The organism is Trinickia sp. (assembly GCF_051953955.1).
GTDB lineage: Bacteria > Pseudomonadota > Gammaproteobacteria > Burkholderiales > Burkholderiaceae > Trinickia.
In genome coordinates, this window is sequence record NZ_JBQCIF010000061.1 from 137761 (window position 1) to 158194 (window position 20434).

The following is a 20434-nucleotide window of genomic DNA, read 5'->3' on the forward strand; positions in this document are numbered from 1 at the left end:
TCGCCGCAGCCGGTGTATAAGATAAACCTATCGACTTTAACGTCCTGATTGGTCCCCCAATGACGCTCACTGAACTGAAATACATCGTGGCGGTGGCGCGCGAGCGGCATTTCGGCCGCGCCGCCGAGGCGTGCTTCGTCAGCCAGCCCACGCTGTCGGTCGCCATCAAGAAGTTGGAGGACGAACTGAACGTCCAGATCTTCGAGCGCGGCACGAGCGAGGTCAGCGTGACGCCGATCGGCGAGCAGATCGTCACGCAGGCGCAGCGCGTGCTCGAGCAGACGCTCGCCATCAAGGAAATCGCGAAGCAGGGCAAGGACCCGCTCGTCGGGCCTTTGCGCCTTGGCGTCATCTATACGATCGGCCCGTATTTGCTGCCCACGCTCGTGAAGCAGATGATCAAGGGCGTGCCGCAGATGCCCTTGATGCTGCAAGAGAATTACACGCTCAAGCTGATCGAGTTGCTCAAGCAAGGCGAGATCGACGTCGCGATCATGGCGTTGCCGTTTCCCGAAACGGGCCTCATGGTGCGCCCGCTCTACGACGAGCCGTTCGTCGTCGCGTTGCCCGCGGGCCACGCGTGGGAGGCGCGCAAGAAGATCGATGCGAACGATCTGAAGCAGGAAACGATGCTGCTGCTCGGCAACGGCCATTGCTTCCGCGATCACGTGCTCGGCGTGTGCCCCGAGCTCATGCGCTTTTCGCAGACGGCGGACGGCATCCAAAAGACGTTCGAAGGCTCGTCGCTCGAGACGATTCGCCATATGGTCGCGAGCGGCGTCGGCATCACGGTGCTGCCGCGCATGTCCGTGCCGGAAGTCAGGGCTCATGCGGGCGGGCCCGACGCGGGGCTGCTAAGCTACGTGCCGTTCGAGGATCCGGTGCCCGACCGGCGCGTCGTGCTTGCCTGGCGCAAGAGCTTTACGCGGATGCCGGCCATCGACGCGATCAGCGAGGCCATTTCGTCATGCGAGCTGCCGGGCGTCAGCAAGCTCGATATGCCGGCCGTGTTGAACTGAAGGACTTTTTCGCTTCATCCCTGCAAGGAATCGCCATGGCAAAGAAAAACACCGCAACGCAAATCGACATCGGCATCAGCGACAAAGACCGCAAGAAGATCGCGGACGGTTTGTCGCGGCTGCTGGCCGACACCTACACGCTCTACTTGAAGACCCACAACTTCCACTGGAACGTGACGGGCCCGATGTTCAACACGCTGCACCTGATGTTCGAAGGCCAGTACAACGAACTCGCGCTGGCCGTCGATGCGATCGCCGAACGCATCCGCGCGCTCGGCGTGCATGCGCCGGGCAGCTACAAGGACTTCGCGAAGCTGTCGTCGATTCCGGAGGCCGACGGCGTGCCCGCGGCGGAGGAGATGATTCGCCAGCTCGTGCAAGGCCAGGAAGCCGTTGCGCGGACGGCGCGCGACGTCTTCACGGCGGCCGATGCCGCCAACGATCAGCCGACGGCTGATCTGCTGACCCAGCGTTTGCAAACGCACGAAAAGACCGCTTGGATGCTGCGCTCGATGCTGGCTTGACGAGCGCATCGTGCGGTCATCGCGCGGTCATCGTGCAGCTGCCATCGCCGCGCGTTAGGCGCGCTCGATCATGACGAAGGCCTCCTCGATGAGGGCAGCCCGCTCGGGCACCCGCATCGAGGAGGCCTTCCTCGTTTCGGCTCTACAATACGGCCGTTCTCTTTGCTTTCGGCCGCTTCTCCCATGTACGCGCCCTTGTTCGCCCGTCTTCCGCTTTATTTGCGCTTGATCCGCATGGACAAGCCGATCGGCAGCCTGCTGCTGCTGTGGCCTACGCTGAACGCGCTGTGGATCGCGTCGAACGGGCGGCCGGCGCCGTCGCTGCTCGTCATCTTCGTGATCGGTACGATTCTCATGCGCTCGGCGGGCTGTGCGATCAACGACTATGCCGACCGTGACTTCGACCGCTACGTGAAGCGCACCGAATCGCGGCCGATCACCTCCGGCAAGATCCGCGCGTGGGAAGCGCTCGCGATCGCCGCTGGGCTGTCGATCGTGTCGTTCCTCCTGATTCTGCCGCTCAATGAGCTGACGAAGGAACTCTCCGTGGTGGCGCTGTTCGTCGCAGGCAGCTATCCGTTCACGAAGCGTTTCTTTGCGATCCCGCAAGCCTATCTCGGCATCGCGTTCGGTTTCGGCATTCCGATGGCATTCGCGGCCGTGCAGGATCACGTACCGACGATTGCCTGGGTGATGCTCGCGGCAAACGTGTTTTGGTCGGTGGCATACGACACGGAATACGCGATGGTCGATCGCGATGACGACGTCAAGATCGGGATTCGCACGTCGGCGCTGACGTTCGGCCGTTTCGACGTGGCGGCCGTGATGCTTTGCTATGCGGCGACGCTCGGCATATACGCGGTACTGGGCGCAGCGTTGCACTTCGGCTGGCTGTTCTGGGCCGGCTGGGCCGGTGCGCTCGGCTGCGCGCTCTATCACTACGGGCTGATCCGCGGACGTGAGCGGATGCCTTGCTTCAAGGCATTCCTCCACAACAACTGGCTCGGCGGCGCGCTCTTTGCCGGCATTGCCGCGCATTACGCGGTGGCGGGGCTTTGATGCCCATGCGCCTGCGCGCGGCACGGCAGAGTTGAAGCGCTGCTGCGCGTGGCATCCTGGCCGGCCCAGGTCGCGCCCTCCTGCCCTCCCTTACGCCGAACGTCACTGATTCCCGAGCTCGTCGCCCATTTCCTTCGCGCGCGCATCGGCGGCGAGCACACCTTTGATGATCGCTTCCTTGATGCCTTGGGCATCGAACGCCGCGAGCGCGGCCGCCGTCGTACCGCCCTTCGAGGTCACGCGTTCGCGCAAGACCGAGGCGCTTTCGTCCGATTGCACGGCCAATTGCGCCGCGCCCGCGAACGTACCTAGCGCGAGCGCACGAGCTTCGTCGTCGCTCAAGCCGAGGCGGCGCGCGGCCTCTTGCATCGCTTCGATGAAATAGAAGATGTAGGCCGGGCCGCTGCCCGAGATGGCCGTGACGGCGTCGATCTTCGCTTCGTCGTCGAACCAAACCGTGGTGCCGACGGCACCGAGCACGTCTGACGCAAGCGTGCGGCCCGCCTCGTCGACGCCGCCGAGTGCGACGAGTCCGGTCACGCCTTGCCCGATCAGTGCCGGCGTGTTCGGCATCGCGCGCACGACGCGCGTGTAGCCGCCTAGCCAGCGCGACAAGTCCCGACCGCGAATGCCGGCCGCGATGCTGACGACGAGCTGTGTCGACAAATACGGCGCGAGCGATGCCGATACGGCTTTGAGCACTTGCGGCTTCACGGCGAGGACAACGGCGTCATAGCCGCGCAGGGCTTCGTCGGCCGCGGCGGCCGTGGCGATGCCGAACTGCGCGTGCGTGCGAGCGCGGGCGTCTTCGTTGACGTCGATGGCGAAAAGATCGGCGGGTGCGACGCCGCGCTTGATCAAGCCGCCGATCAAGGCCGCGGCCATGTTGCCGCCGCCGATGAATGCGATCTTCATGATGAATGTGCGAGTGGGAGCAGCGGCTGATTATAGACCGCTGCCCTCGGGCGGTTCAGCGAGGCTCGGCCGTTGCGCTTCCGTTAATGCGAGTAATCGCGTTTGCCGAAGATGGCCGTGCCGATGCGCACGATCGTCGCGCCTTCCAGCACGGCCGCTTCGAGATCGCTCGACATGCCCATCGACAGCGTATCCAGTTCGACGCCCTCATCGAGGCCCTCGGCCACGAGCGTCTCGAACAGCGTCCGCAGCGTGCGATGCGGTGCGCGTTGCGCTTGCAAGTCGCCTGCCGGTTCGGGGATGGACATGAGGCCGCGCAGGCGCAGCCTCGGCAGCGCGGCGATCGCGCGGGCGAGGGCCGGCGCCTCGGCTGGGGCGACACCGCTTTTCGAGGCTTCGCCGCTCACGTTGATCTGCAGGCAGACGTTCAGTGGCGGCAGCCCATCGGGCCGCTGCTCGGACAGACGCTGTGCAATTTTCAGCCGATCGACCGAGTGAACCCAATCGAAATGCTCGGCCACGGGCCGGGTCTTGTTCGATTGCAGCGGCCCGATGAAATGCCATTCGAGCGCGCTACGCAGATCCGCCAGCGCTTCGATCTTCGAGAGCGATTCCTGCACGTAGTTTTCGCCGAAGGCGCGTTGACCCGCGGCGAACGCGGCGCGGACGTCTTCGGCGGGGAAGGTCTTGGAGACGGCGAGCAGGCGGACCGAGTCGGGCGCGCGCCCCGCGCTGCGGGCTGCTTCAGCGATGCGGGCGTGGACTGCTGCCAGGTTGTCGACGATGTGAGACATGGGTGTGCGTGAGAGGGCAAGCCGAGCGCTCTAGCCTACCCATAAATCAAATGCTCGACTAGTTCCACCCAATGGGCGACCGGTATCGACGTGCCGCTTTGCAGGTGAGCGATGCAGCCGACGTTGGCCGAGACGACCATCTGCGGCTCGAGCGCTTCGAGGTTCTTCACCTTTCGATCGCGCAGCGTGTAGGACATCGACGGTTGCGTGACCGAATACGTTCCCGCCGAGCCGCAACATAAATGGCTGTCGGCCGGCAGCCGCACTTCGACGCCGAGCGAGCCGAGCAGATGCTCGACCACCCCGCGAATCTGCTGCCCATGCTGCAGCGTGCAGGGCGGATGATAGGCGACCGTGTGCACGCCGCGCCGGCGCGCGAGGCCGACCAGCTCCGCTTCGAAGCCCTCCAGCACTTGAGCGACGTCGCGCGATAGATCGGCGATCCGCTGTGCCTTCTCGGCGTAGACGGGATCGTTGCGCAACAGATGGCCGTATTCCTTCACCGTCGCACCGCAGCCCGAGGCGTTGATGACGATGGCTTCGACGCCCGCCTCGACGTGCGGCCACCACGCATCGATGTTGCGCCGGACGTCGTCGAGCGCTTCGTCGCGGTAGCCGAGGTGCAAGCGAATGGCTCCGCAGCAGCCGGCCTCGGGTGCGATCAGCGTCTCGATGCCGAGCGCATGCAGCACGCGTGCCGTGGCGATGTTGATGTTCGGCAGCATCGCCGGTTGCACGCAGCCCGCCAGCAGCAACATGCGGCGCACCGCGGCGGGGGGGGCGCCGGCCGCTCCTTCGGCCAATGCCGGTTGCGCCGGTTGCGTCGGCCATTCGAGCAGGCGTTGGCGCGGCGGGATCTTGTCGCGCAGCCGGCGCGGCAGGAACGGCCGAACGAGTTGGCCGAGGCGCATCGCGGGCGCGAACACCGCGATGTTCGGCAGCACGCTTGCCAGCACTCTGCGCAGCAGTTGCTGACGCAGCGGCCGAGGCACCGTCGCTTCGACATGCTGGCGTCCGATCTCCACGAGCCGCCCGTATTGCACGCCAGAGGGGCACGTCGTCTCGCAACTGCGGCACGTCAGGCAGCGGTCGAGATGCACTTGCGTGCTGCGCGTGACGCTGCCGCCTTCGAGCATCTGCTTGATCAGATAGATGCGTCCGCGCGGGCCGTCCAACTCGTCTCCGAGCAATTGATAGGTGGGGCAGGTAGCCGTGCAAAAGCCGCAATGCACGCATTTGCGCAAGATCGCATCGGCCTCTTCGCCATCGGCCGTATTGCGGATGAAGTCTGCGAGTTGGGTCTGCATCGCGTCGCCTTTATTGCTTGCCCGGTCGCGTGATTCTTGGTTGCAATGGCAGTGCGTTCGTTCGTGACATCGATGCCTGCGTCAGAAATCGGGATACATGCGCGCGCGGTTGAAGATGCGCGCCGGATCGAATGCCGCTTTCAAGCCGCGATGGATCTTCATGAGCGGCATCGGCAGCAGCGTGAAAACGCCCACGCTGCGGTCGAAATTCCGGCCCGCGCGAAAGATCGTCGCGTGCCCGCCTGCTTGCTTCGCGCTGATGCGCACCGTCTGTGCATCGGTATCGGTGATCCACCACCGCTGCGCGCCGCCCCATTCCATCAGTTGAGCGCCCGGCAGTTGCAGCGGCTCGGTGATCGAGGGCAACGCGAGGCGCCATAGCGCCGCGTCGGGCGGAATCGAAGCGAAGAACGGGTCCGTCTGTTCGCGCAGCCCTTCCCAGAACCGCTCGGCCTCCACGGCATCGACGACTTCGCCGCCGATCGTATTGCGGGCCGTCTTCACGGCGGTTTCCGCCCCCGACAGGCGAACGGCGAGCGTGCCGTTGCGCCAGGCGCTGGCCGTGATCGGCAACGGGCGTCCGCCCCATTCGTTGAGCTTGCGCACCGCGTCGGTCCCGTTCATGTCGAACTTCAGCGTTGCCTCGACGGGCGGCCGGGGCAGCACCTTGATCGACAGATCGAGCATCAGGCCCAGTGTGCCCAGCGAGCCGGCCATGAGCCGAGCGACGTCGTAGCCGGCGACGTTCTTGACGACCTGGCCGCCGAAGCGCAGGACCTCGCCCGCGCCGTTCATCAGCGTGACGCCGAGGATGAAGTCGCGCGCCGCGCCCGCTTGCGCCCGGCGCGGCCCCGAAATGCCGGCCGCGATGCAGCCGCCGAGCGTCGAGGCGCGGCCGAAGTGGGGCGGTTCGAACGGCAGCATCTGATCGCGCTCGGCGAGCGCGGCTTCGATTTCCGCGAGCGGCGTGCCGCAGCGCGCGGTGATGACGAGCTCCGCGGGATCGTACGAGAGGATGCCGCGGTACGCGCGCGTATCGAGGATTTCGCCTTGCAACTGCTGGCCGTACCAGTCCTTCGTGCCGGCGCCGCGCAAACGCAGCGGGCGCGCGTCGGCCGTGGCCTGCCTGATCCGGTCGGACCAGTAGGCCACGAGCTCCTCTTCCTGCATGGCTTCCCGCTTCGTCGTGTCGTTCATCCGGTGGCAAGTCATGCCGTGGTTGCATTCGTTCCAGATTGTACCGGCCGAGCGCCGCGAGACAAGCCGCGGCGGCCTCGCCTAGGGGTAATTCCGCGTGCCCCGGCAGCGCCGTGGGATAGTGCCGCGTCGACGCCTCAAAACCGCGGCAGCTCCGGGTGGGGCAGCAAGCCGCCGCGCACGTGCATCTTGCCGTATTCTGCGCAGCGCGCGCGGGTAGGGATGCCTTTCGTCGGGTTCAGCAGCGTGGCCGGATCGAACGCGCGCTTGACGGCGAAGAAGGCGTCGCGTTCCGCCGCGGAAAACTGTACGCACATCGAGTTGATCTTCTCGAGGCCGACACCATGCTCCCCCGTGATCGTGCCGCCGAACTCGACGCAGGTTTCGAGGATCTCCGCGCCGTATGCCTCGGCACGGCGCAACTCGTCGGAATCGTTGCCGTTGAATAGGATCAGCGGATGCATGTTGCCGTCGCCCGCATGGAAGACGTTGATGCAGCGCAGCCCGTATTTGTCCTCCATGGCCTCGATGCGGGCGAGCAGCGGTCCGATGCTGCGGCGGGGGACGGTGCCGTCCATGCAGTAGTAATCGGGCGAGATGCGGCCCGCCGCCGGAAACGCGTTCTTGCGGCCCGACCAGAAGCGCAGCCGTTCGGCCTCCGTGCGCGAGATCTGCAAGCGAGTCGCGCCATGCTCGCGCAGCACGGCCGTCATCCGGACGACTTCGTCGGCCACTTCCTCGGGCGTGCCGTCCGATTCGCACAGCAGGATCGCGGCGGCATCGAGGTCGTATCCGGCGCCGACGAACCCTTCCACGGCACGCGTCGCGGGCTTGTCCATCATTTCGAGGCCGGCCGGGATGATGCCCGCCGCGATGATCGCCGCAACGGCCTCGCCGCCCTTGACGACGTCGTCGAAGCTCGCCATGACGACTTGCGCCGTTTGCGGCTTGGGAATGAGCTTGACCGTCACTTCCGTCACGACGGCGAACATCCCTTCGCTGCCGATCATGACGGCGAGCAGGTCGAGCCCCGGCGCATCGGGTGCGAGCGAACCGAGCTCGATGATTTCGCCGTCCATCGTCACGGCGCGCACGCGCAGCACGTTATGGACGGTCAGTCCGTATTTCAGGCAATGGACGCCGCCCGAGTTCTCGCTGACGTTGCCGCCGATCGTGCAGGCGATCTGCGAGGAGGGATCGGGGGCGTAATAAAGGCCGTACGGCGCGGCGGCCTCGGACACGGCGAGGTTGCGCACCCCGGGCTGCACCGTGGCCGTGCGCGCGTACGGATCGACCTCGATGATTTTCGTGAAGCGCGAGAGCGACAGCACGACGCCGTGAGCGATCGGCGTGGCGCCGCCCGATAGGCCCGTGCCTGCCCCGCGCGGCACGACGGGCGCGCCGAGCCGCCGGCAGATCTGCAGGACGCGCTGCACCTGCGCCTCGGTTTCCGGCAGCGCGACGGCAAGCGGCAATTGGCGATAGACGCTCAGGCCATCGCATTCATACGGCGCGGTGTCCTCGTCGCGATAGAGCAGGCAGTGCGCGGGCAGCGTGGCCATCAGCGCTTGCACGACTTCGCGCTGGCGCTCGGCCCGCATTTCGGCTGCCGGCAAGGCAACGGCTTCCATAGGTTCCCCCCGTCGGCCGCTTCAGGCCGTATATGAAAAAATCTTGCCCGGGTTCATGAGATTGCGCGGATCGAATGCATGCTTGATCGCGCGCATCGCATCGACGGCCGCAAGGCCGTGCTCCTCGAGCAGGAAGTCCATCTTATGCAGGCCGATGCCATGTTCGCCCGTGCAGGTGCCGCCCATCGCAAGCGCACGCGCAACGACGCGCCGGTTCAGCCGCTCGGCCTCGGCGAGCTCCTCCGGCTTGCCGGGGTCGATCAGCATCGCCACGTGAAAATTGCCGTCGCCTACATGGCCGACGATCGGGCACGGCAGCGGCGTGCCGGCGAGGTCCTGCTCGGTTTCGACGACGCAATCGGCCAGCCTCGAGATCGGGACGCAGACGTCGGTCGTCACCGCGCGGCATCCGGGCTTCAGTTGCAGCATCGCGAAATACGCCGTGTGGCGCGCGTTCCAGAGGCGGCTGCGCTCCTCGGGCCGCGTGGCCCAGGCAAAGCCGCTGCCACCGTGTTCCGCGGCGAGGCTTTCGACACGCTCGGCCTGTTCCTTGACGCTCGCCTCGGTCCCGTGGAATTCGAAGAACAGCGTCGGCGATTCGGTCAGCGTGAGATTCGAATGCCGGTTGATCGCTCGAATGGCCAGCTTGTCGACGAATTCGACGCGCGCGATCGGCACGCCGAGCTGAATCGTTTCGATGACGGTGCGCACGGCTTCGCCCATCGACGGAAAGGCGCAGACGGCCGCCGAAACGGCCTCGGGCTGCGGATAGAGCCGCACCGTGACCTCGGTGATGACGCCGAGCGTGCCTTCGGAACCGACGAAGAGCCGCGTCAGATCGTAACCGGCCGACGATTTGCGCGCCCGCGTGCCAGTTTTGATGATGCGGCCGTCGGCCAGCACGACGGTGAGGCCGAGCACGTTCTCGCGCATCGTGCCGTAGCGCACGGCGTTCGTGCCGGAGGCTCTCGTGGCCGACATGCCGCCGAGGCTGGCATCGGCGCCCGGGTCGATCGGGAAAAAGAGCCCCGTGTCGCGCAGCGCTTCGTTCAAGGTCTTGCGCGACACGCCGGCCTGCACCGTGGCCGTCATGTCCTCGGCCGCGATCGAAACGATGCGGTCCATGCCCGACAAATCGATGCTGACGCCGCCTTCGACCGCGAGCAGTTGGCCCTCGAGCGACGAACCGGTGCCATAGGGAATGATCGGCACGTCGTAGCGGGCGCACAACTCGACGGCCGTACGGACTTCTTCGGTGCTTTGCGCGAAGACGACGGCATCGGGCAATTGCGGATCGAACGGGGACTCGTCGCGGCCATGGTGCGTACGTACGGCCTCCGACGTCGATACGCGTTCGCCGAACTCGGCTTGCAGCGCACCGAGCAGATCGGCCGGGAACGGCCGGCGCGGTTGCAGGGCGGCCGGGGGCGCGGGATGGTTCACGAATTCGTCTCCTGGCGCGCGAATCGCCTCGGCGGGCACTGCGCGTCCGTGTGATCGAACGGGCGCGTTGACCGCTCGGCGGCTGCGGCACGCAACGTTCAGTTCATAGGTCGCCTCATTCTACGCCGATCGCCGGGCCGCCAGCATCGGCGGCAAGGCCGACCCCTGGGCCGTGCGGCGAGGGCGGCAGGCCCGCCTATAATGGGCTGGCTCGCGTTTCGGCCCGGCACGCGCGAGCGGCTCGGCAGGTCAAGGCCAGTACCCTGCAGTCGAGCGCCGCCAACGAGGAAAGGAGCAGCAAAGATGGGCCATCGATTGAGCAAGATCGCCACGCGCACGGGCGACGACGGCACGACGGGCCTCGGCGACGGCAGCCGCGTGCGCAAGGACGACGCGCGCATCGCCGCGATGGGCGACGTCGACGAACTGAATTCGCAGATCGGCCTGCTGCTCGCCGAATCGCTGCCGGCGGACGTTCAGGAAGCGCTGACGGCCATTCAGCACGACTTGTTCGATCTTGGCGGCGAAATCTGCATCCCGGGGCACAGCGTGATCGGCGATGCACATCTGGCGCGGCTCGACGGCTGGCTTACGCGCTACAACGCCGATCTGCCGCCCCTCAAGGAATTCATCCTGCCCGGCGGCACGCGCGCGGCGGCGCTCGCGCACGTGGGTCGCACCGTTTGCCGGCGTGCCGAGCGCGCAATCGTCACGCTCGGCGCCGGGCAAGTCCTCGCCGATGCGCCCCGGCGATACGTCAACCGTCTGTCCGATCTTTTGTTCGTGCTTGCACGGGTGCTCAACCGGGCCGGCGGCGGCAACGACGTCCTCTGGCAGCCGCGTCGCCGCGTCGAATAGCGGCTGACGCATCGCTCGCGCAGCCGCAGCATGCAGGCGGCCCCGTTAGGCGCTGAACCGAAGGGAACTCGCGCTTTTCCGTCATGTTGCCATGCGACAAATTGCCGTATGGAATGCGCATCCCGTTAACATGTATTCTTTATGCATCTTAACGAGGAACGCAAAAACGATGACCTCCGCTCTCACGCCCGACCAAATTTCCCGAGTCAAAGCGACCGCTCCTGTGTTTGCTCAGCATGGTGCGACGATTACGAAGCATTTTTACCGCCGGATGTTCGCCAATCGTCCCGAGTTGAAGAACCTCTTCAACCAGACGCACCAGACGAGCGGTAGCCAAGCGGACGTCCTCGCACGTGCCGTTTATGCCTACGCCGCCAATATCGACAATCTGGGTGCGCTCGGCTCGGCGGTCGGCCGGATTTCTCACAAGCACGCGAGTTTGAACATTCGCCCCGAGCACTACCCGATCGTCGGCGAAAACCTGCTTGCTTCGGTGGTCGAAGTGCTCGGCGATGCCGTCGACGAGGCGACGCTCGAGGCCTGGCGCGCGGCCTATGCGCAACTCGCGCAGATCATGATCGGCGCGGAAGCGAAGCTCTATGACGGCGCGGCGTGGAGCGGCTATCGCCCCTTCATCGTCTCGCGCAAAGTCATCGAAAGCGATGAAATCACTTCGTTCTACCTGACGCCGGCCGACGGTGCGTCGGTCGCCGCGTTCGAGCCGGGCCAGTTCGTCACGGTGAAGCGCTACGTCGGCGAACTCGGGGTCGATCAGCCGCGGCAGTACAGCATGTCGGACGCGCCGCACGGCCAATGGCTGCGCATCTCGGTCAAGCGCGAAGGCGGGAACGAGGCAGTGCCCGCGGGACGCCTCTCGACGCTGTTGCACGATGGCGTGGAAGAGGGCGTCGTCGTCGAAGTGACCGCGCCGATGGGCGATTTCCGCCTTGATCGAACGAAGTCTTCGCCGGTCGTGCTCGTGTCGGGCGGCGTGGGCATCACGCCGATGGTCTCGATGCTCTCGACGTTGGCCGCCGAAGGCAGCGCGCGTCGCGTCGCGTTCGTCCACGCCTGCCGCAACGGCAACGTGCACGCGTTCAAGGAATGGCTCGCCGAAACGGTGGCGACGCACGCCAACGTGTCGCGTGCGGTGTTCTACGAAGAAGTGGGCGCGGCCGACCGGCAAGGCGTCGATTACGATTTCGAAGGCCGCATCGATTTCTCGCGTATCGCCGAGCAAGCCGTGCTGCCCGATGCCGACTACTACCTGTGCGGGCCGATGGCCTTCATGCAAGCGCAGCGCGACGCACTCGTGGCGCTCGGCGTGGCCCCGGCGCGTATTCACAGCGAAGTATTCGGAACGGGCGCGTTGGCGTAACCCGCTACCTGCGCGCAAGCCGCAACGGGCCGCCCGGCCTCGGAAGCGATGCTCCGAGGCCGGGCGGCCCGTTTTCGTTCGTTCTTGCGGCTACGCGGGGAGCCGCTGCGTAGGCCGCCGTGCGGCAGCCGACTTGCAGCGGCCGCCGGCACCGATCGCCTACACGCTCAATTACCGCTGCCGCGTGCAATGCGCCGCTGCTTGACGCTCTCGGCCAGCCCTTCGAGAACGGCAATGCTTTCGTCCCAGCCGATGCATGCGTCCGTGATGCTTTGGCCGTATGTGAGCGCGCATCCGGGTTGCAGGTCTTGGCGGCCCGCGACGAGATGCGATTCGACCATGACGCCGACGATGCGCTCGTCGCCGCCGGCCACTTGACGGCCGATGTCCGCGCAGACGGGAATCTGGTTCTCGTGCTTCTTCGAACTGTTCGCGTGGCTCGCGTCGATCATCAGCCGTGCGGCGAGGCCTGCGCGGCCGATGTCCGCGCAGGCCGCATCGACGCTCGCCGCATCGTAGTTCGGCGTCTTGCCGCCGCGCAGGATGACGTGGCAATCCTCGTTGCCGGCCGTCGAGACGATGGCCGAGTGGCCGCCCTTCGTGACCGAGAGGAAGTGGTGCGGTTGCGAGGCGGCCTTGATCGCATCGACGGCGATCTTGACGTTGCCGTCGGTGCCGTTCTTGAAGCCCACGGGGCACGACAGCCCCGAGGCCAGCTCACGGTGCACCTGCGATTCGGTCGTGCGCGCGCCGATCGCGCCCCACGAGACGAGATCCGCGATGTACTGCGGGCTGATCATGTCGAGGTATTCGGTGCCGGCCGGCAGGCCGAGCTCATTGATGCCGACGAGCAGCTCGCGTGCGGCGCGCAGGCCATCGTTGATCTTGAAGCTGTTGTCGAGATACGGATCGTTGATGAGTCCCTTCCAGCCCACGGTCGTCCGCGGCTTTTCGAAATAGACGCGCATGACGATCTCGAGCTCGCCGGCGAAGCGCTTGCGTTGTTCGAGGAGCCGGCCCGCATATTCGAGCGCAGCCTTCGGGTCGTGAATCGAGCAGGGGCCGATGATGACGATGAGGCGATCGTCCATGCCGTGCAGAATCCGATGCAGCGCGCTGCGCGTGCGGAAGATCAGATCGGACGCTGCTTCGCTGCAGGCGAATTCGCGAATCAAGTGCGCGGGCGGCGTGAGTTCCTTCAACTCGCGGATACGGACGTCATCGGTATTGTGCGGGGGCATGTTGCGCTTCTCCTCATCGGGTACGGGTCTCGCCGGCGAACGATCGACTTGCGGTGGCCGAGGCGAAAAAAAACCGCCAGGCTAGCCGGCGGTTTTTCGGGAATTCGGGTTCGCTTGCGCGCTAACACCCCTCTCGATCCGCCAGCGGACTGAGATGCCAAAAGAAGTAAAAGTAAAACTTCGTCGACATGATCGGGGTGAGGCTCGTCAAAAAAGTGCGTTCCACTTTATACGCCGGTTAAGCGCGGCCCGCAAGCGAGGCGCCTTTACAATGCGGACAATCCGCGCCGAACCGATGATCCGTGCAGAAAAACTGCATCAACTCGCCGATCAGACCGTTCCGCCAACGGTCAAATTATCGATGCGCAGCGTCGGCTGGCCGACGCCGACCGGCACGCTCTGGCCTTCCTTGCCGCATACGCCCACACCCGTATCGAGCGCCATGTCGTTGCCGATCATGCTGACGTACTTCAGCGACTCGGGGCCGCTGCCGATCAGCGTGGCGCCCTTGACCGGGTAGGTCACCTTGCCGTTCTCGATCATGTAGGCCTCGGACGCCGAGAACACGAACTTGCCGTTCGTGATGTCGACTTGGCCGCCGCCGAAGTTGACGGCGTAAAGGCCGTGCTTGACCGATTCGATGATTTCCTGCGGGGCCTTGTCGCCGGCGAGCATGTAGGTGTTCGTCATGCGCGGCATCGGCAGGGCCGCGTACGACTCGCGTCGTGCGTTGCCCGTGACGGGCATCTTCATCAGCCGCGCGTTCAGCGTGTCCTGAATGTAGCCCTTGAGCACGCCGTCCTCGATCAGCGTCGTGCATTGGGTCGGGTTGCCTTCGTCGTCGATGTTCAGCGAACCGCGTCGGTTCGGCAGCGTGCCGTCGTCCACCACGGTCACGCCCTTGGCCGCGACGCGCTCGCCCATGCGGCCCGCGAACGCCGATGATCCCTTGCGGTTGAAGTCGCCTTCGAGCCCATGCCCGATCGCTTCGTGCAGCAGCACGCCGGGCCAGCCCGGGCCGAGCACGACCGTCATTGCACCAGCGGGCGCGGGCCGCGCTTCGAGGTTGACGAGCGCCGCCTTGACGGCATCGTCCACGTAGCGGGCCAAGATGTCGTCGGTGAAGTAGCCGTAATCGAAACGTCCGCCGCCGCCGCCGCTGCCGATCTCGCGCCGGCCGCCTTGCTCGGCGATGACCGTGACCGAGACGCGCACGAGCGGGCGAACGTCCGCCGCGAGTACGCCGTCGCTGCGGGCAACGAGCACGACGTCGTATTCGCCCGCGAGCCCGGCCATGACCTGGGTGATGCGCGTGTCGCGGCTGCGCGCCATCTGCTCGATGCGCTCGAGCAGCTTGACCTTTTCCGTGGCGTCGAGCGAGGCCAGCGGATCGGCGGCCAGATAGAGATCGCGTCCCGCCACGCCTTTCAGTGCGCTGGCCACCTTGATCTTTTGCTTGCCGCCGCCCGCCTTCGCGATCGAGCGCGTGGCTTGCGCGGCTTGCGTCAGCGCTTCGACGGAGAGGTCGTCGGAATAGGCGAAGGCCGTGCGGTCGCCGGCGCCCGCACGGACGCCGACACCCTTGTCGATGCTGAAGCTGCCCGACTTCACGATGCCTTCCTCGAGGCTCCACGCTTCGCTGCGCGTCGCTTGAAAGTACAGATCCGCGTAGTCGACGCGATGCGTGAAGATGTCGGCGAGCGTGCGGGTCAAGCGCGCTTCGTCGAGCCCGTAGGGCGTGAGCAGGACGTCTTTCGCGGTCGCGAGATTGCGGATGCCAGGTTCGATCAGATTCATGCGGTCGGTTCTTCGATGCAAAAGGGTTAAACGGACATTACGCAAGCACGCGGTGGCGCCACGCCGGCAGGCTGCGCCGCACTTCGTCGATGCGCGCGCGGTCGATGTCGCCGGCGACGACGCCGGGGCCCTCGTCCAGCACGGCCACGATCTCGCCCCACGGGTCGATCAGCATACTGTGGCCCCACGTGCGGCGGCCGTTTTCGTGCGAGCCGCCTTGCGCCGCGGCCAGCACGTAGCATTGATTTTCGACGGCGCGGGCACGCAGCAGCATCTCCCAATGCGCGCGGCCCGTCGTGTACGTGAACGCCGACGGCACGACGATCAACGCGCAATCGCCCATGCGCCGGTACAGCTCCGGGAAGCGCAAATCGTAGCAGACGGACAGGCCCACGCGGCCGAACGGCGCATCGAACGTGCGGACCTCGCTGCCCGGACGGATCGTGCGCGCCTCGTCGAACGATTCGGCACCCTTTTCGAAATTGAACAGGTGGATTTTGTCGTAGCGCGCTCGCTCGGCGCCGCTCGGGTCGAACACGAGCGTCGTGTTGAGCACGCGCGCCCCATCCGCGGGATCGGTCACGGCCAAAGGCAACGTGCCGCCGATTACCCAGACCCCGTAACGGCGCGCGCTATCGGCCAGAAACCGCTGAATCGGGCCGTCGCCATAGGCTTCGCGAACGGTGAGCTTATCCGCGTCCTTGTAGCCCATGAAGCAAAAATACTCGGGTAGCAGGACGAGTTGCGCGCCGTCGGCCGCGGCTTCGCCGATGAGCCGCTCGGCCTCAGCGAGGTTGCGTTCGCGCTCGGGCGTGCTGACCATCTGAAGCGCGGCGACGCGAAACGGCGTCGTGTGGGCAGGTCGATCGCTCATGAATTCGGTGTCGGATGCTGCCGAGTGCCTAGCCGGGCGCTGGGCCCAGCCCGGGCTACTTGTCGGTTGCCTCGGCTGGAGCAGCCATCTTACCCCGATCGGACGCGACCCGCTCGACGAGCGGATGCGCCCACGATCCCGTCACCGCGTAGTCGTGCGCGAAGGCGCGCGAGATCGATTGCGAGAGGGCCACGTTCGCGACGAGGGCGCCGAGGCCGAGCAGCGGATTGACGACCGTGGCAGCGATCACGGCCGAGCCCGCGGAGAGCGTCGGCGTGAGCACCACGTGGAGATCCTGCGTCTCGTGCGCGAGGTCGACGCTGCCCGACAAGTCGGCCCGCATCGGCGCCGTCACGACCCTGAAATCGTCGGTGCGGGCAATGCCGCTACGCACGCGCGCGGTGCCCGTCACGCTCTTGAACGGCAGCCCTTCGCCGCCGATGACGTCTCGAAAGTTCAGCGCGAGCACGCGCGTGATGCTCTGCAGGCTCAGCACGCCGAGCAGTTTGGCGACGGCCGGATCGACTTTCAGGATTTGGCCGTGATGCAGATCCATCGTCAGATGGCCGTCGAGCGTCGGATAGTCGATGGCGGTTGGGCCGCCGAGCCAGACGGCCTTGCCCGCGAGCGAGCCCGATCCGCCCTTCACGGTACGCGGCAGGCCGAAGCGATCGAGCAGGGCGCCCGCATCGGTGACGTCGAGCGTGAAATCGACGATAGTGCGGCGCGGCGTACCGGCGTCGGCCGCGCTGCCCAGACGGCGCGAAGTCCGCCAATTGGCTGTCGCGACGAGGTGCGCGGCCGGATTCGTGACCTCGAGCTTGTCGACCTGCCAGACCGGCACGCCGTCTTCCTCGAAATTGCGGGCATTGACGGCGAGGCGGCCGACGTCGTGCCCGCGCATCGTCAAATCGTCGATGACGAGATCGATGGCTGGCATCGGCGCGTTCTCGTTCGGCGTGAGCTGCCCGAGCAGATCGTGGCCGACGGCCACCGGAATCGACGCCTTCGTCAGCCGTGCGCGCAACTGACCGCCGGGCGTTGCCGCCGTGCCGGGCTGCCAGGACAGGTTGCCCGCTACTTCGTCCGAGCCGACGTCGGCGTGCCAGTTCGGTGCCTCGTGAGTCACGTCGAGAACGACGTTCGACCACTGGCGATTCATGAGCGTCAGCGTTCGGAACCGTGCGGCAATACGGCTCGGCAAAAACTGCATGGCCTGCGAGGGCGGATTCGAGTCCGGCCGCGACTGCCCCGGCGCGCCTGCCCCGCGTTGCGTCTGCTGTGGCGGCTGTGGCGGCTGGCGCAGCTCGCCGGCGAGCGCGCGCCAAGCATCGGCGTCGAACGCGTCCGCGCTCACGCTCGCGGTGACGCCTTGCTGCGGAAGCTGCGCGGGTTCGTTCAAGCCGATCGCCCCGCGCACGACGGACAAGGCGCCGTCATCCGCAGGGCTGCTGCCGCGCTCGACGACATAGGCGGCTTGCAGCGGGCCGAGCCGCACGTCGGCGCGCGCCCGCGTGCCTTCGTTCTCGGCCGCGCCCGACCGTTCGCTCGATGCGAGCGGCCGCAGCTCGAGCGAAAACGGCATGGGGGTGCCGAGCGGTTTGCCGAGCGGCGCGGGCAGATCGAGGGCGAGACCGGTCAGATCCGAGGTCGCCGAGATCGTCGGCCACCCCCCCTTCTTGCCGCGCACGCGGACCGAATACGGTGCGTCGCCGGATAGGTGGCCGAGCACTTTGGCGGCCGGCCCCTCGAGATCGAGCCGGCGCGCGCTGTCGGCCGCGACGCGCCCGCTGACGCCGAACGCGTAGCTGCCGTTTTCCTGCAGCGCGCCCTCGGCACGCACGTCGCCGCCGAGCCAGCGCCCCGCGACGCGCTCGAGGGACAGCGAGCTTTTCGTGAAATGCACCTGGCCTGCGAGCGCTTCGAGCGGCGGCAACTGCGGCGCGGACAACGTGTTGCCTTCGAGCGAGACCGTGCCTGCGACGCCGACTTGCGGCTCGTGCGTGCGCGGCACCGTCAGCGTCAGCGCGAGTCCGGCGGGGCCGCTCGCGCGCAGTGCGTCGCCCGCATGCCCCGTCGCGCCGGCGATGGCGCTTCGGTTGACGTAATCGAGCAGATCGGCGAGCGGGCCCCGCGCTTCGCCGTCGACGACGAGCGGCGAGCCGTGGTTGCCGAGGTCGTCGATGCGTCCCGCGACATGGGCCAGCGCGACGCGTTTGTAGTGAGCGCGCGCGATGTCGAAGCGCAGCACGTTTTCCTTCAGCGTGAAGACGCCGTCGATGCCCTCGAGTGCCGGCCAGACGTCCGGCGTGCCGTTCTTCAGCGTCCGCGGCGGGTACGGCGAAGGATCGTACTTGCCGCCCGTGAACGGTGCGACGATGCGGAAAATGCCGGCATTGGGCTCGCGCGAGTAGGGGAATTTATCGAGGCCGCCGTGCACCTCGATCGTCGCGTCGCGCGCGATGCCGTCCTGCAGGCCATGGCCCAAATAGTGGCGCAGATGCTCGCCGATGCTCGTCGGCAGATAGCGCGGGATCGACGGCACCTTGACACGTGCGATCTTCGCTTCGAGGTCGAGCGCGCCGCGCCCGTGGCCCGGATTCGTATAGGTCGCCGCGAGCGAGCCGGCCGTGTCGGCATTGGCGAGGCTGAGCTCGGGCACGGAGACCGAGAACGCCTTGTGCGCATCGCCCGGCGCGCGCGTCGCGCTGACCGTCCAACTTCCGCGCATGCGCAGGCGGTCGAAAGTGAGCCGCGGATCGTCGAATTCGCCGGGGATCGTGACGGCCGCGTTGACGGTGTCGAGCGCGAGCGAGCCGTGGCGCTCGTCGGCATCGATGCTGCCCCAGAGATTCTCGAACCCCGGCAAACCGGCCCGCGGATGGCCGGCCGCGGACAGGCCGGGCGGCGGTTCCTGCGCGGCCAAGCTGATGCCTTCCAGATCGGCCTTGAAGCGGTAGCGCACGATCGGTGCCGTGCCGCCGACGCGCTCCTCGCTCGCGGCGAGGGCGGACGTCGGACGGGCGCGCTCGATGGCGATCGTGTAGTTCGTGACCATGCCGCGCGGGTCGAAGCGCACGAGTTCGTCGAGGAAGCGGCGCGGCACGGGCAGCGCACGCGTGAATTCGGCGAGGATGCCCAGATCGACGCGATCGCCTGTCACGCTCATCAATTGCCCGTGTTCGACGGTTGGCACGCGGTAGCGGCCCGTGAGCGTCGAAAGCGTCAGCGTGCGCGAAACGGGGGTGCCGTCAGCGAGCGGCGGCTGGCCGAGCTCGGCGCGCAGATTCGTGAGCTGCAAGCGGTAGTCGCGCTGCGGGTCGATGTCGAGGGTCCAGCCGAAGCGGGCGACGGGCATGTCGAGCTGCGGCTGCGTCGGACGTACGCGCAGCGCGATGTCCGCGCCATCGAGCGTGCCGTGCGCCGAGCGGATGTGTCCGCCGGTGAAATGCGCCCAGATCGCGTTCTCGACGCGGCCCGCGTAGGTGGCGAGAGGCAGCTTGACGTAGCGCGCGAGCATCGGCAACTCGACGAGGCCCGTCGATAGGTACGCGTTGCCGGTCCAATTCTGCGGCTTGCCGACGGACATCAGCGGGGTATGGCGAAAACGCGCGCGGAAATCGAGTGGACCCTTCAGCAGCGTGCCGTCGGCTGGGGCCTGCAGTGCGACGCGGTGGACGAGGCCGTCGTTCAAGATGGCGAGGCGCACGTCGTGCAGCGCGAGTTCGGGCGCGTTGCGCAAGCCATCGCGCCAGTGCAGCGTGCCGCCGCGCAGGACGATCGCCTGCTGCGAAAGAAGCCAGCTCGAGAACGTGTCGTTGCCCGTATGGGTCGTGGGCACTTGCACGCCGCCGATCCACAGCGAGCCGTCGCGCTTGCGGGCGGCGACCACGTCGGGTTGCTCGATGACGAGGCTCGAGAGGGCCGGCTTGCCGCGCAGCAGGGAGCCCCACGACAAGTTGGCCGTGGCATGCGGGACCGACAGCACAGGGTTGCCTTGCTCGTCGCGGATGACGAGCCCCGTCACGTCCACCCCGGGCTCGAGGCCGGACCAGTAGGGCGCCAGCTTGCCGATTCGGACGTCCGCATGCAGCCGCTGTGCGGCGAGCGCCTCGATGCGCGGACGAAAATCGTCGATTCGGGGCAGCAGGACGTAGCGAAACCCGATGAACAGGGCGGCAGCCGCCAGGTAGACGAAGAACGCGACGGCGAGCGCGAATTTCAGAATGCGGCGCAGCCGCCGATGGTCGTGACGCGCGTGTCCGGCAACGGCGGTTTCGGCGGATTCCTTGCTGTCGGACATACTGCGGCGAATCGGGGATGTGGTAGTTTGGCGTCTCGGACGACGAAATGTATCACAGCGGTATCACGGCGGCCGAACGCTCCCGCGCGCGAGA

At 66.7% G+C, this 20434-nt stretch carries 15 protein-coding genes; 5 read left to right on the forward strand and 10 right to left on the reverse strand.

The annotated features are described in order from the left end of the window. Window positions 1–59 precede the first annotated feature (59 nt). From ACTHNZ_RS12115 to ubiA, 3 genes are all read left to right on the forward strand, one after another. Complete coding sequence (locus tag ACTHNZ_RS12115) at window positions 60–1019, forward strand: LysR substrate-binding domain-containing protein (protein ID WP_440542727.1); 960 nt, start codon at window positions 60–62, stop codon at window positions 1017–1019. Between the two features lie 35 nt (window positions 1020–1054). Beyond that, window positions 1055–1543, forward strand: a complete 489-nt coding sequence (locus ACTHNZ_RS12120; RefSeq protein WP_440542728.1) for a Dps family protein — start codon at window positions 1055–1057, stop codon at window positions 1541–1543. 195 nt (window positions 1544–1738) lie between these two features. Continuing rightward, a complete protein-coding gene (gene ubiA, locus ACTHNZ_RS12125; protein WP_440542750.1) occupies window positions 1739–2602 on the forward strand; it encodes a 4-hydroxybenzoate octaprenyltransferase in 864 nt (287 codons plus the stop codon). 102 nt (window positions 2603–2704) lie between these two features. On the opposite strand, the gene proC is transcribed toward ubiA, so the two are convergent. The 6 genes from proC to ACTHNZ_RS12155 form a co-directional block, all read right to left on the reverse strand. After that, window positions 2705–3517 (reverse strand): pyrroline-5-carboxylate reductase, encoded by an 813-nt coding sequence (gene proC / locus ACTHNZ_RS12130; RefSeq protein WP_440542729.1) that lies wholly within the window; start codon window positions 3515–3517, stop codon window positions 2705–2707. A gap of 83 nt (window positions 3518–3600) precedes the next feature. Continuing rightward, window positions 3601–4311 (reverse strand): YggS family pyridoxal phosphate-dependent enzyme, encoded by a 711-nt coding sequence (locus ACTHNZ_RS12135; RefSeq protein ID WP_440542730.1) that lies wholly within the window; start codon window positions 4309–4311, stop codon window positions 3601–3603. Between the two features lie 35 nt (window positions 4312–4346). Then, a complete protein-coding gene (gene glcF, locus ACTHNZ_RS12140; protein ID WP_440542731.1) occupies window positions 4347–5618 on the reverse strand; it encodes a glycolate oxidase subunit GlcF in 1272 nt (423 codons plus the stop codon). Window positions 5619–5699: 81 nt separating this feature from the next. Then, on the reverse strand, window positions 5700–6788 hold the full coding sequence (gene glcE, locus ACTHNZ_RS12145; RefSeq protein ID WP_440542751.1) for a glycolate oxidase subunit GlcE: 1089 nt from the start codon (window positions 6786–6788) through the stop codon (window positions 5700–5702). Window positions 6789–6952: 164 nt separating this feature from the next. After that, window positions 6953–8446 (reverse strand): FAD-linked oxidase C-terminal domain-containing protein, encoded by a 1494-nt coding sequence (locus ACTHNZ_RS12150; RefSeq protein ID WP_440542732.1) that lies wholly within the window; start codon window positions 8444–8446, stop codon window positions 6953–6955. A gap of 21 nt (window positions 8447–8467) precedes the next feature. Next, window positions 8468–9889, reverse strand: coding sequence for an FAD-binding oxidoreductase (locus tag ACTHNZ_RS12155; protein WP_440542733.1), 1422 nt, complete (start codon window positions 9887–9889; stop codon window positions 8468–8470). A gap of 303 nt (window positions 9890–10192) precedes the next feature. Between ACTHNZ_RS12155 and ACTHNZ_RS12160 the strand changes: the two genes are divergently transcribed. Both ACTHNZ_RS12160 and hmpA read left to right on the forward strand, forming a co-directional pair. Continuing rightward, a complete protein-coding gene (locus ACTHNZ_RS12160; RefSeq protein ID WP_440542734.1) occupies window positions 10193–10747 on the forward strand; it encodes a cob(I)yrinic acid a,c-diamide adenosyltransferase in 555 nt (184 codons plus the stop codon). Between the two features lie 169 nt (window positions 10748–10916). After that, entirely contained in the window at window positions 10917–12125 is a 1209-nt protein-coding gene (gene hmpA / locus ACTHNZ_RS12165; protein ID WP_440542735.1) for an NO-inducible flavohemoprotein, read from the forward strand. Window positions 12126–12292: 167 nt separating this feature from the next. Here hmpA and aroG read toward each other — a convergent pair whose 3' ends face one another. From aroG to ACTHNZ_RS12185, 4 genes are all read right to left on the reverse strand, one after another. Continuing rightward, window positions 12293–13366: a 3-deoxy-7-phosphoheptulonate synthase AroG gene (gene aroG, locus ACTHNZ_RS12170; protein ID WP_440542736.1), complete on the reverse strand. Its 1074-nt coding sequence runs from the start codon at window positions 13364–13366 to the stop codon at window positions 12293–12295. 330 nt (window positions 13367–13696) lie between these two features. Then, window positions 13697–15163 carry a metalloprotease TldD gene (gene tldD / locus ACTHNZ_RS12175; protein WP_440542737.1) on the reverse strand — a complete coding sequence of 489 codons (1467 nt, stop codon included), beginning with the start codon at window positions 15161–15163 and terminating at the stop codon, window positions 13697–13699. 37 nt (window positions 15164–15200) lie between these two features. Beyond that, window positions 15201–16037, reverse strand: a complete 837-nt coding sequence (locus ACTHNZ_RS12180) for a carbon-nitrogen hydrolase family protein (RefSeq protein ID WP_440542738.1) — start codon at window positions 16035–16037, stop codon at window positions 15201–15203. Between the two features lie 55 nt (window positions 16038–16092). Beyond that, complete coding sequence (locus tag ACTHNZ_RS12185) at window positions 16093–20340, reverse strand: YhdP family phospholipid transporter (protein ID WP_440542739.1); 4248 nt, start codon at window positions 20338–20340, stop codon at window positions 16093–16095. Between the last annotated feature and the right edge of the window lie 94 nt (window positions 20341–20434).